Below are 11,316 nucleotides of genomic sequence, written 5' to 3'. Positions count from 1 at the left end.
AGATAACATGAGAACACCCATGACGAGCCAGACGCAAGATCCATTTCATCGCCCTTTGCAAACACTCACCCCTTGGCCGTGGCACGTCAAGGAGGCCGAACTTCACTTTGATATCGACACATTAGGCAAAAAACTCAAAGAGTTAAACCAAGCCTGTTACCTAGTCAATCACAGTGAACAGGGCTTAGGCATCGCCCAGTCAGCCGAGGTGACCAACCCTAACAGCCCAGCGCTAGCGGGTTCACACCCCGTCAGCGCATTTGCGCCCGCCCTTGGCACCCAAAGTTTAGGCGACAGTCATTTTTGCCGCGTTCACGGCGTCAAATATGCCTATTATGCCGGCGCGATGGCTAACGCAATTGCCTCGGAAGAACTGGTTATCGCCCTCGGGCAGGCAGGCATTTTATGTGCCTTTGGCGCGGCGGGGCTGATCCCATCACGGGTTGAGGCGGCCATCAAACGCATTCAAACCGCGCTGCCCAATGGGCCCTACGCCTTTAATTTAATCCACAGCCCCAGCGAGAGCGCCTTAGAGCGTGGTAGCGTTGAACTGTTCTTAAAACATCAGGTTCGCACAGTGGAAGCCTCGGCCTTTTTAGGCTTAACGCCGCACATTGTCTATTACCGCGCGGCGGGATTAAGCCGCGATGCCCATGGCGAGATTATCATTGGCAACAAGGTCATCGCCAAAATCAGCCGCACCGAAGTTGCCAGCAAATTTATGCAACCTGCGCCCGCTAAAATGCTCCAGCAACTGGTGCATGAAGGCCTTATCAGTGAAGATCAAATGGCGATGGCCCAATGTGTGCCGATGGCGGACGACATCACCGCCGAAGCCGACTCTGGCGGCCATACCGACAATCGGCCACTCGTCACACTATTACCGACGATATTAGCCCTCAAGGATGAAATCCAAGCCAAGTACCAATATAAAACGCCAATCCGCGTGGGGGCTGGCGGTGGTATTGGTACGCCCGATGCGGCGCTCGCCACCTTCAACATGGGCGCAGCTTATATTGTCACCGGCTCAATTAACCAAGCCTGTGTGGAAGCGGGCGCGAGCGAACATACCCGCAAATTGCTCGCCACCACAGAAATGGCCGATGTGACGATGGCGCCTGCCGCAGATATGTTCGAAATGGGGGTGAAATTGCAGGTGGTTAAACGCGGCACGCTCTTTCCGATGCGCGCCAATAAGTTATATGACCTCTACAGCCGTTACGACTCAATTGAGGCGATCCCCTTAGATGAGCGTAAAAAGCTTGAGGAGCAAGTGTTTCGCGCCTCACTCGATGATATTTGGGCGGGCACCATTGCCCACTTTAACGAGCGCGATCCGAAGCAAATTGAGCGCGCGCAGGATAACCCCAAACGTAAAATGGCGCTGATTTTCCGTTGGTATTTAGGGCTGTCGAGCCGCTGGTCTAACACCGGTGAAGTTGGCCGCGAAATGGATTATCAAATTTGGGCCGGCCCCGCCCTTGGTGCCTTTAATGCTTGGGCCAAGGGCAGTTATTTGGATGATTACCGCGCCCGCCATGCGGTGGATTTAGCCAAACATTTAATGGTGGGCGCCGCCTATCAAGCGCGGATTAACCTACTGTTAGCCCAAGGAGTGAGCATCCCCGTCAGCCTACAACGCTGGAGGCCACAGCAACCTTGCTAGTCACATTGGATAAGTCGGGTTGGATAAGTCGGGTTGGATAACCACACAAATGCAGCTGCGTGCTTTTGCAAATTCAGAGCGCTCTTGTAAGTTCAGATCTCTCGCGAGTTAACAACGCTCTAGCCTGTTCAGAGCTATCCTGCCGGTTAAGCGCTCTGCACCTGCAAGCGTCTGAACTGGCTAGCGTCTGAACCGGCAAGAGAGCCTGCACTTAATGGACCGCCACTCGAGATAAAAGCCGCCAATGGTGAATCCAAAAACGTGAGTGGTTAGTTCCAAAATGTGAGTGTGTTAGCCCCACAATGTGAGTGTGTTAGCGCCAAAACGTGAGTCTGTTAGTCCCCAAACGTGATGAGATGAGTGCTGTTTCAGCTCAAGATTATCAGAGGCTCAAGCTTGAGCTCAATGCATGCCTGTGGCACTGCTCTGTTCTGATGAACGTGCCCCGTCATCACGCTCAACCTGCACTGCCATCTGCTGCGGATGCGCTTGGCTATCTTGCTGCATGGCAAACGCAGCAAACCAGTGAAATTGGCTGGGCGTCCACACCTCGGCTAACGGCATTTGGGCTAAAAATGCCGCAAACGCGCTCTCGGTTGCAGCCGTTGAGTCAGCATTGAGCAGTTGTAACTCGACCCAATCTTCAATCCGCTCACCGTTATCAAAGGTCGGTGACAGCGCAAGGGGCATATCGGTATTGGGATAGTTGGGTTGCAATTGATAACCTAAACGGTAGTCCCGTTTTAGCAGCAACCACTTGTCCGGCAATCGGCGCTGGCTATCCCACCAAATGCCTTCTAGTTGCTGGATTTTTTGTTTAGTCACCGCCGCGCTTTGCACCTCAAGCTGCGTCAATTTGGCACGAAAATGGCGGTCAAACTCCTGCTCAAACTGCTTTTTCGTGGCGGTGGGATGGGCAAGTAACACCTCTTGGGCTAACACCGCGCCGAGCATATTGGAGTACAGATCCTCCGGGGAAAACGCGGAGGCTAACTCATGAAAGCCCCCCACAGAGGTGAGCCCAAACCACTGGGCAATTTCATGCCACTGGGCCAATTGAAAAGCAACCAAGCTGGCGGCTTGGGCGCTGCGGGTAATACGCTCCTGCTCGCTGAGCACAGTGTCCTTGGCCCGCCAGTGGATTTGCCGTACACGCAATTCGGCGGGCAAGCTGATCTTGGCCTCTTGGCCAAGCGTGGCCAGATTCTGGCGGAACAAATAAAAGGTAAAATCGGCGGTATCGCGCACATGGGCTGAGTCGATAAAACCGGCGCGCGCAGTAAACAGTAGGCCATTTTGCTCATCACTCATGCCTAATAAACTGGCGGATAATGACTGATCGCCTTGATTATAACGATGGTGCCCAAGGGACTCGACGCCAAGCACATTCCCCACCGAAAAGAACGGCACGGCAATGCCGCCAAGCTGCGCCTTGAGATCATAACCAAAGGCACAGCAGGGACGCACGCCTGTGGGCGCCGCTTGGGGCGCTTGAGTCGCTTGGGCGGGTAAGCTTACACTCACACTGACAGCCCATAAACTGAAGATACTGAACAGGCACTGCCTAATTATATTTAACTTCATCACATTAACCTTAAAAGGCTTCATTAATCTGAAAGTAAAATCCATTGGTCTCTTTGCCTATCCCTAGGTCAATGCGCACGTTAATGCGCGCTTTAAAGGCAAAACGGTAACCAATGCCTACCGTGGGCAACCATTGGTTCTGGGTTAACTCTGCAAACGTTGCCGCAGTCGTCCCACCGCCTAGCCAAGTGACCATGCCGTGCCTTGCGTTAAAGCTGTGGCGAATTTCTAGCTGCACGGCGGCAAATTGCTTGTCGCGGTACTGGCCTTGATAGTAACCGCGCATGCGCTGGGCATCTCCCAACATGGCGTGATCAAACCAAGGCACATCCCCAGAGAGGGACTGGCTAAACCATTCCATCGCCACTATGGTATCGTCCGTTAGCCGCCGATAATGACGCAGATTGACTAACCATTGCTGATAGGCAAAATCACTGCCGTAGCGATGGCGGTAATCATGCCACTCTACATTGATATAACTGCCCACTTGCGGATTGGGCTCAAAATCACGACTGTCATATTCCCAACCCAGCAGACTGCCACTGCTGGTGCCAGGCTGGAGCTCAAATGCAACGGCGCCGGCGTCGGTCACCTCCACCGCCTGATAGCGCTGCCATTGCCAACCGGCTTTGACATAGATATTCGGGAAAACCTCATAGGCTAAGGTTGGATTCAGCTGCAACCGCTTGGCGTCATAATGGGTTTTATTGTGCTCTTGCATCGCCGCTTCAGCACCAATTCCCCAGTAATCACTCGGCGCATGACTTATCCAACCATCAAACACAATGCGCCATTGATCGTTATTAAGGTAAGTGCGATTAACTAAGCCTAGGCCATAGGAACCGGAGGTTGAGGCGTAAGAGGTCACGGTCACCGTAGAATAGGGTTCACCTTGGCGCCATGTGCTCGGGGTATACAGCCCCACAGCAGCAACGCCAATGCCCAAGCCTTGTTCAGGATTGACAAACGGACCGGGCAGCACCCCCCAATCGATCAATTTGCGCTCATCCACCGTGGCGCTTGCGCCTAATTGTTCAAGCCATTGTTCGAGCCAATCATCCTCGGCGGCCACGGCCAACGGACAACTTAGACTGGCCATAACCATCAACGTTGTGAGTTTCATCGCCGTCTACAGATTAAAAGCGTCTATCAATCGAGAAAAACAAGCTTTGCCGCTCACCAAAGCCAAACTCACCGAGCAGTGACCAGCTCTCATTAAGTTGATATTGCAGACCCAGCAAGGCATTCCACGGGGTTTGTAAATGCTGTTTCACCTCAAATCGCGCCGTGTTGGGCAGCGCAGCACCGAGGTCGCCGGGCAGGCCTAAATCCACCAGTGAACCTTGGAGTGTTTGCTCGACATCTTGATACATCGCCCCAACCCACAGCCGTAACGGCAGATTATGACGATGAAAGTCATAACCCACACGCGGCGAAATCACGAGGGCATCAATATTGCCATCCACCACAGTTAAGCGACTTTGGGTCAAACTGGCATCCACTAAGGCAAACCAATTTTGATATCCTCCGACTAATACCACGCCAAAGCCAGTCGTGTAACCGTCAAGATCAAGGCGAAAATCATTGATTTTTTTGGTGATTAACGGCCTATCCGGATTAAAGCCCGCCGACAGGGTAACGTCAGTCGTCGAATAGCCCTCCAATTTGCCGACTAAGCCGTACACATTCAGAAAAGGCAACAGCCAGACATCGGCTCTTAAGGTCAGCACCTCGGTATATTGCCGCCCGGGCTCAGCCTTTAAATCCAGTACGAGCTGCTGAAAAGGCAGGCCTTGAATGGCAATCGAATCAACATTGATCCCTTGCTCCATCGCCATATAACTCAGATTTAACCCTAACGGCTTAGGCAAGGTGTAACCTAACGCCTCGGCCTTTTCTTTCCAAAGAGGCAAGTTAATCGACTCAGCAACCGCAGCGCAGGAGGCGAATGTCAGCAACACGATAAACAGTGAGAATTTTTTCATTCAAATGGCTTCGTCATTAAAGCAGCGGGTTAGTCGCCAGCGGAGCTGGGTATCATCATGGCTTAATATTAACCTGTGTTTAACCCAATGGGTTTTAAATCAGGTGTTTTAACAGCGCTCAATGATACCGTTCGAAATGGAGGGCGCAGATGATACCGTTAGCCCCTAAAAAAGTAAACTCAAAAGTATACATTTTCGACCTTGCCGCTATAATGGCGCCAGTGTGGGCCCCAGTGTGGGCCAGAGTCCCACACTGGCCGAGCCTAAACAGCTAAACAGACAATACCCAAACAAACAGTGCCCAAACAGACAGTGCCTAAGCGCCTGAGAGCCCCAAGGTGAAGTGAAAAGATCCGATGAAATTAACCGAGCGTAAGCGAGCCGCCTTAATTGAGGCCGCAAAAGATGAGTTGCTGCAATATGGCTTTCGCGCCGCCAATATGACCAGAGTGTGTGAAAAAGCCGGCACCTCGAAGCGCACTTTATATAACCACTTTGAAAGTAAAGAGTTATTATTTTCAGCCGCCATCAGCGCCCTGATTGATGGGAAGATGCAACCCCACAGTTTGCGCTATTGCCCTGAACAATGTTTAGCGGCTCAATTACGCGCCTATCTGCAACAAAAAGTCGTCGCTTTGTATCAATTAGTGGGGTTATCTGTGGTGCGCATGGTAGTGGCTGAATTGATCCGCGAGCCACAACTGGCAGCAAAATACTTTGCGCTGGTTGAAAACACTGATGGCGCGCTGCAACACTGGATTGAAGCGGCCATGGCCGATGGCCGTATTCGCCAAGGCGCCAGTGAACTCATGGTCTCGGTTATCATCAACCTCTTCCATGGCCATTTTCTTTGGCCACAATTAATGGCCAATGTGGAGCCCCCCACAACAGTAACGCAAGAAGCATTAATTAATGAAATGATCCGGATATTTCTTTGTGCCTATGAGCAACCTAGAACGCGAGATGACGCCACTACTGCTGCGCCATAGCCTGTTCAATCATCACGACACTCACGCTATAATCGCGCCGCGTGAGCCCATGCCACAGCCGGACACGCTAAAAGCCAATTGCCGCGAGCCTTAAGGATCCCCCTCAATGACCACGACTACACCAAATCCCTTTACGCTACTCAATCAAACCACCACGGCCTCATTTAATGAGCAAAAGCAGCTGATTAAACGGGTGCTACAGGGCAAGTCCGTTCAATGCCCTCAGTGCAAACAAGCCTTAACGGTGATCTTGCCTGAAAAGGCCAACGCGGCGCATGCACCGGGGATTTATTGTGCTAAGGGTTGTACCGATATTGAGCTTGATATGGAAGCCGTCGCTCAGCGTTAAACCGCGAACAAAAGCGACGTGACGGCAAATCCTGCGCCCCTCTCCCACCGCCCACGCGACATCGCGGCTCAGGCAACCCCAACGCTCAGACGACACCTTAGCAGAGCGACAATCATGCCACTAGGTACTAGGTACTAGGTACTAAATGCTAAGTGCTAAGTGCTAAGTGCTAAGTGCTAGGCACTCCGCCATTGCCACTGCACACAAGGGGCGGTATCGGCCTTTATCCCTTGATGTAAGCTCACGTTAAAGAGGCTGTTGGCAGGAATGCTCCCGACACCTTTTGGCGTGCCAGTCATCACCACATCCCCATCCTCAAGGCTCATAAAGGTCTGCAATTGAGCGAGGATCGCCGAAGGTTTATTGATCATCAAATCCACATGACCCGCTTGCACCTGCTGCCCATCAATGCTCAGGGTAAAGTCGATTGCGGCATCGGGATCCTCAATGGCGATAAATGGACTAAACAGCGCGGCACCATCGAAGGCCTTTGCTCGCTCCCACGGTAAACCTTTAGCTTTTAGCTGATTCTGTAGCGCCCGCTTAGTGAGATCGAGCCCCACAGCCGCGTGGCTAAAGCGGCCCTGCTGAAACAAAAAACATAACTCGGCCTCATAGTGCAAGCTCTCACCTTGGTGCTGTGACTGCAACTGAGTCGTGATGGCAGAGTTGGGTTTTAAAAAAACCACCATTTCCTCGGGGATTTCATTGCCTAACTCATGGATATGATCCACATAGTTACGGCCAATACAGACAATTTTTGTTGGACAAATGGCGTTATCCACTGCATCCACTAACATCACCGCTTTCATCATTGATCCTTCTATTCAGATTTAACCCTACACATCGCTCAGCACTGTCGCATTGTTAAAGGGATGATCACCATAGCGCCGAACCTCAGGCGCCTGTGGTCCTACGCCTTAAATTTTAGCCATAAAAAAACCGCTATCCTTAGGATAACGGTTTGATCTTTAACGCGTCACTAAAAATTAAGCACGCAGGCGAATTAAGACTTTTTCACAAAACAAGTCAAAATCACAATCCGAGTCCCATTGACTCGGCCTTCAATATGCTCAGGATTGTTAGTCAGTGCAATATTGCGCACCGCAGTGCCGCGTTTAGCCACAAAGCTGGTGCCTTTAACGTTTAAGTCCTTGATGATCACGACGGTATCACCGGCATTTAACACAGCACCATTGCTGTCTAACGTGGGAGGCGTATCGTCGCTGACGGCCAGGCTCTCGGCATCCGCCCAAGCTTTGACGTCCTCTTCAAGGTACAGCATATCCAGCAAATCCTGCGCCCAACTCTCGGTATTTAAGCGCTTCAGCATACGGTACGACATCACTTGAACTGCAGGAACCGGGCTCCACATGCTGTCGTTTAAACAACGCCAGTGGTTCATGTCCATGGTATCTGGTGCGGCAATTTGTCCACTACAGGTTTCACAAAGCATGATCTCATTTTCATGACCTTCCGAAGCGGGTAAGTCATAAATGGAAAGTTCAAGTTCACTTGCGCAGAGTTCACACTTGCCGCCACAGCGACTTAGTAATTCATTTTCAGTCATTTTTCTGTCTATATGCCTAGTAAAACGTAAATTATGCCATAAATCGGCATTTTGCGGCAGTCTATTAGGCAAGATAAGCCGACTTTCTACCAATAAAAAATCATAATAGATTGAAAATACAGGTAATTTTATTAATCGGCAGACATAAGGCCCGTGCAGTTTCCCTCCCCGGTGTATTTTATGGCAGTATGAGCCGAGGAGCATTCTACTTAAGCTAACGCTCGCATCGAATGACTCTCGCAATCAAAGCAATAAAACTACTTTATAAAACAATAACGTAAACTAATCACTGTGATGGCAAGGCAATGCCCCACAATAAAGGCTTACCGATGATAGACTCACGCACACAGGCACACACAAGCGCACCACAGGCTGCGGCAGCGTTCAGCCCCGCCAGTCTCCAATTTTTAACTCGATTAGCCCAAAATAATACCCGAGACTGGTTTAAAGCCCATCAGGATGAATACGAAGCTCAGGTCCGCACCCCTGCGCTCGCCTTTATTGCCCAAATCCAGCCCTTTATTCTGCAACTGTCACCACGACTGACCGCAGTACCTAAAAAAGTCGGCGGCAGTCTCATGCGTCCCCAAAGGGACAGTCGTTTTAGCCACGATAAAACCCCGTACAAAACCAATGTGGGCATTCAATTTCGCCACTTTCAAGGCAAGGATGTCCATGCTCCAGGCCTCTATTTGCATATCGCCGAGCAAGGGTGTTTTATCGCCGCAGGTATTTGGCATCCAGAATCAAAAACCTTAAATGCAATCCGCAGCTGTATCGACGAGAATCCCAACGGCTATAAAAAAGCACTGCAGACGTTGCAACACCATGGATTTCAGATGGATGGAGATAGCCTCATCCGCCCCCCTAAAGGGTTTGATAAACACCATCCGCTGCTGAGCGAACTTAAGCGTAAAGATTTTATCGCGGTGAAACATATCCCCTTTGAGGACTTATGTCGCCCTGACGCCGTCCAATTGTGCGCCGAACACTTCAAACATTGTTCGCCACTCATGGCGTATCTTTGCTTCGCCCTCGAACTTGATTTTTAGCCTTAAGCTGTTATGCACTTACAGGCCTAGCCCCGCTAGGCCAAACAACATTGTTCCACGCGGCCTTTTTACTGCGAACCCACTGCAAAACTGCTACACTGCGTCCCACTTATTTTTCTTGTCAGCCATGCCGTTATTGCACCGCAAGGGCGTGATTGAACTATTTTTCAGGCTACATTTATGGGTAATCCAAACAGCTTATCACCTACGAACACCGCTACCCCATTAACGTCATCCCTTTTAAACGTGCAACCTCACACCCCCGCACAAAAACGGGCGCTCAGCTATGCCAATACCATTAAGTCATTATTTGACGAAGTGCTCAGCCGTAAATTGCCCGCCGATCGCATCTTAGCAAACTACTTTAGAGAACATAAAAAACACGGCTCTAAGGATAGAAAAATCATCCGCGAATCGCTGTTTAGCCTGTTTCGCTGGTGGGGTTGGTTAAAGCAACAACATGCATCGCAGCCTACAGCGTTTTTTGCCCATCTGAGCGCCTGCGCCTTATTAGAAGCCCATCCTTGGCAAGATATCGCCAACGCTTGGCATGAGCTATCCCAATCTGATCGCGATTACCAGCAAGCTCAATCACTCAATGTTGATGACCTGAAGGGTAAATTGGCGCTTATTCAGCAGCTCTTTCCTGCGACGACATGTAAAGCAGAGGACTTATTGCCCGATTGGTTTTGGCAAGTATGTCCCCTCGAACCCGCCAAGCAAAATCGACTGATTGCCGCCATGTCCAGTCGGCCGCCTATTTGGGGGAGAGCTCAGGGGATCAGCAGTCAAACTGCGGCAGCGCAATTACAAGCGCTCGGCATTGATGCCACCGCTGGCCATTATTTTGATGATGCCATCAACCTTGGCAGCAAAAGCATGAATCTGAATGAAATCGACCTCTATAAAACCGGGAAAATTGAGATCCAAGATTTAGCCTCGCAGGTGATAGGCCAAATTTGCGCACCCGAACCTCACGCCCTATGGTGGGATACCTGCAGCGGGGCTGGCGGTAAAACCCTACAACTGCGCGCGTTAATGTTAGCGCACGCAGTTGCTAACTCGAGGCCTGCATCTGGGCATATCATTGCCTCGGATATTCGCAGCAATGCCCTAGAAGAACTGCTAAAACGCGCCCAACGAGCGCAATGTGATGGGATCAGTATCGCTCGCTGGACAAGCGATGCGCTCCCGGTGCCGACGGATCACTTCGATGGCGTATTAGTCGATGCCCCCTGTAGCTGCACGGGTACCTGGCGACGCAACCCAGACATGCGCTGGCTCGATGATATACAAGCAGTATCCAGTAAAGCGGCGCTCCAACTCGACATTCTCAGCCGTAGCAGTCGAGCTGTTAAGCTTGGCGGCCAATTAGTGTATGCCACCTGCTCACTCTCTCCCATAGAAAATGAAGACGTTGTGAGGGCATTTCTAGCACAGCATCGCGAATTTGCCCTGGAGCCTGTTCGTCATCCCTTCACTGGCGAAGAAACCGACATGCTCACCATCTGGCCCTTTGAGGCAAACAGCGATGGCATGTTTGTCGCAAAAATGTACCGCAGCAGATAATGCTAACTCATTATTTTTCTGTTGGTTCTTCGCGCCCAAGTGATTGGGCGCGAAGCGCTGCCGTCAACAAAGTCGATGATGCACAAAATAAATTACAATAAATATCAACAAGATAAATTGCAACAACGCAAATTACTTGAATTATCACGCCATTCATAGCCATACCCGCCCATCTCGGACAAAACTTTTCACCATTAATGATTAAAAATTTCGCTTTAGCTTCATAGTCCCTTTGGGTAAAAAGATCCCGTGCTGCGAATGGCACAGGTATATTTTGGAATTTTGACCATGTCACACTCCTATGAATTTGACGACGATGATGCGCCATGGGGCGATAACGTCAAAGGTAAACAAAAAAATAAACGCGTAAAACAACGTCGCAGAGATACTAAGCGTCGTTACTCTGACGAAACTGAGGTGGATTTTTATCAGCATAAATCAAAGTAGCGTAAATGGTACTGTTGGATAAACTCCAATGAGTACCTAATAAAACCCCGTCAAATCAGAGCAAATCATCCGAGCAAGTTGGATTATGTCCAACTTGCTTGTTAG

12 protein-coding genes are annotated in these 11,316 nt (G+C 50.5%); 6 read left to right on the top strand and 6 right to left on the bottom strand.

Translation table 11 applies throughout. The annotated features are described in order from the left end of the window. The first annotated feature begins 19 nt into the window (after positions 1–19). Positions 20–1,666 carry a PfaD family polyunsaturated fatty acid/polyketide biosynthesis protein gene (locus tag ACRCZA_RS10670; protein WP_438674414.1) on the top strand — a complete coding sequence of 549 codons (1,647 nt, stop codon included), beginning with the start codon at positions 20–22 and terminating at the stop codon, positions 1,664–1,666. A 402-nt stretch (positions 1,667–2,068) separates the two neighbouring features. Here the strand turns inward: ACRCZA_RS10670 and ACRCZA_RS10665 are convergent, their stop codons facing one another. From ACRCZA_RS10665 to ACRCZA_RS10655, 3 genes are read right to left on the bottom strand one after another with little or no spacing between them, the layout of a single operon-like run. Then, the gene (locus tag ACRCZA_RS10665) at positions 2,069–3,250 is read right to left on the bottom strand and encodes a DUF4056 domain-containing protein (RefSeq protein WP_438674413.1); all 1,182 of its coding nucleotides are present in this window, start codon (positions 3,248–3,250) and stop codon (positions 2,069–2,071) included. Positions 3,251–3,260: 10 nt separating this feature from the next. Further along, entirely contained in the window at positions 3,261–4,373 is a 1,113-nt protein-coding gene (locus ACRCZA_RS10660) for a BamA/TamA family outer membrane protein (protein ID WP_438674412.1), read from the bottom strand. 13 nt (positions 4,374–4,386) lie between these two features. Further along, complete coding sequence (locus tag ACRCZA_RS10655) at positions 4,387–5,235, bottom strand: virulence protein (RefSeq protein ID WP_438674411.1); 849 nt, start codon at positions 5,233–5,235, stop codon at positions 4,387–4,389. Between the two features lie 356 nt (positions 5,236–5,591). On the opposite strand from ACRCZA_RS10655, the gene ACRCZA_RS10650 reads away from it, so the two are divergent. Next, positions 5,592–6,224 carry a TetR/AcrR family transcriptional regulator gene (locus tag ACRCZA_RS10650; protein ID WP_438674410.1) on the top strand — a complete coding sequence of 211 codons (633 nt, stop codon included), beginning with the start codon at positions 5,592–5,594 and terminating at the stop codon, positions 6,222–6,224. 106 nt (positions 6,225–6,330) lie between these two features. After that, entirely contained in the window at positions 6,331–6,573 is a 243-nt protein-coding gene (locus ACRCZA_RS10645) for a hypothetical protein (protein WP_438674409.1), read from the top strand. Positions 6,574–6,749: 176 nt separating this feature from the next. Here the strand turns inward: ACRCZA_RS10645 and ACRCZA_RS10640 are convergent, their stop codons facing one another. Next, a complete protein-coding gene (locus ACRCZA_RS10640; protein WP_438674438.1) occupies positions 6,750–7,385 on the bottom strand; it encodes a fumarylacetoacetate hydrolase family protein in 636 nt (211 codons plus the stop codon). A 194-nt stretch (positions 7,386–7,579) separates the two neighbouring features. After that, entirely contained in the window at positions 7,580–8,143 is a 564-nt protein-coding gene (locus ACRCZA_RS10635) for a PhnA domain-containing protein (protein WP_438674408.1), read from the bottom strand. 329 nt (positions 8,144–8,472) lie between these two features. On the opposite strand from ACRCZA_RS10635, the gene ACRCZA_RS10630 reads away from it, so the two are divergent. After that, positions 8,473–9,195 (top strand): DUF2461 domain-containing protein, encoded by a 723-nt coding sequence (locus tag ACRCZA_RS10630; protein ID WP_438674437.1) that lies wholly within the window; start codon positions 8,473–8,475, stop codon positions 9,193–9,195. Positions 9,196–9,375: 180 nt separating this feature from the next. Then, complete coding sequence (locus tag ACRCZA_RS10625; protein WP_438674407.1) at positions 9,376–10,764, top strand: RsmB/NOP family class I SAM-dependent RNA methyltransferase; 1,389 nt, start codon at positions 9,376–9,378, stop codon at positions 10,762–10,764. Positions 10,765–10,774: 10 nt separating this feature from the next. Here ACRCZA_RS10625 and ACRCZA_RS10620 read toward each other — a convergent pair whose 3' ends face one another. Further along, positions 10,775–11,059: a hypothetical protein gene (locus ACRCZA_RS10620; protein WP_438674406.1), complete on the bottom strand. Its 285-nt coding sequence runs from the start codon at positions 11,057–11,059 to the stop codon at positions 10,775–10,777. Here ACRCZA_RS10620 and ACRCZA_RS10615 point away from each other — a divergent pair. Further along, positions 11,053–11,211, top strand: a complete 159-nt coding sequence (locus ACRCZA_RS10615) for a hypothetical protein (protein ID WP_007646662.1) — start codon at positions 11,053–11,055, stop codon at positions 11,209–11,211. The genes ACRCZA_RS10620 and ACRCZA_RS10615 overlap by 7 nt on opposite strands. Positions 11,212–11,316 lie beyond the last annotated feature (105 nt).

Origin of the sequence: Shewanella sp. (assembly GCF_051658185.1) — a bacterium.
Taxonomy (GTDB): Bacteria; Pseudomonadota; Gammaproteobacteria; order Enterobacterales; family Shewanellaceae; genus Shewanella.
Note: the sequence above shows the minus strand (reverse complement) of the source record. Positions and strands in the feature narration are given on the sequence as shown.

Coding starts and splice junctions, on each gene's coding strand:
- ACRCZA_RS10670 (WP_438674414.1), top strand. CDS start 20: ATGACGAGCCAGACGCAAGATCCATTTCATCGCCCTTTGCAAACACTC.
- ACRCZA_RS10665 (WP_438674413.1), bottom strand. CDS start 3,250: ATGAAGTTAAATATAATTAGGCAGTGCCTGTTCAGTATCTTCAGTTTA.
- ACRCZA_RS10660 (WP_438674412.1), bottom strand. CDS start 4,373: ATGAAACTCACAACGTTGATGGTTATGGCCAGTCTAAGTTGTCCGTTG.
- ACRCZA_RS10655 (WP_438674411.1), bottom strand. CDS start 5,235: ATGAAAAAATTCTCACTGTTTATCGTGTTGCTGACATTCGCCTCCTGC.
- ACRCZA_RS10650 (WP_438674410.1), top strand. CDS start 5,592: ATGAAATTAACCGAGCGTAAGCGAGCCGCCTTAATTGAGGCCGCAAAA.
- ACRCZA_RS10645 (WP_438674409.1), top strand. CDS start 6,331: ATGACCACGACTACACCAAATCCCTTTACGCTACTCAATCAAACCACC.
- ACRCZA_RS10640 (WP_438674438.1), bottom strand. CDS start 7,385: ATGAAAGCGGTGATGTTAGTGGATGCAGTGGATAACGCCATTTGTCCA.
- ACRCZA_RS10635 (WP_438674408.1), bottom strand. CDS start 8,143: ATGACTGAAAATGAATTACTAAGTCGCTGTGGCGGCAAGTGTGAACTC.
- ACRCZA_RS10630 (WP_438674437.1), top strand. CDS start 8,473: ATGATAGACTCACGCACACAGGCACACACAAGCGCACCACAGGCTGCG.
- ACRCZA_RS10625 (WP_438674407.1), top strand. CDS start 9,376: ATGGGTAATCCAAACAGCTTATCACCTACGAACACCGCTACCCCATTA.
- ACRCZA_RS10615 (WP_007646662.1), top strand. CDS start 11,053: ATGTCACACTCCTATGAATTTGACGACGATGATGCGCCATGGGGCGAT.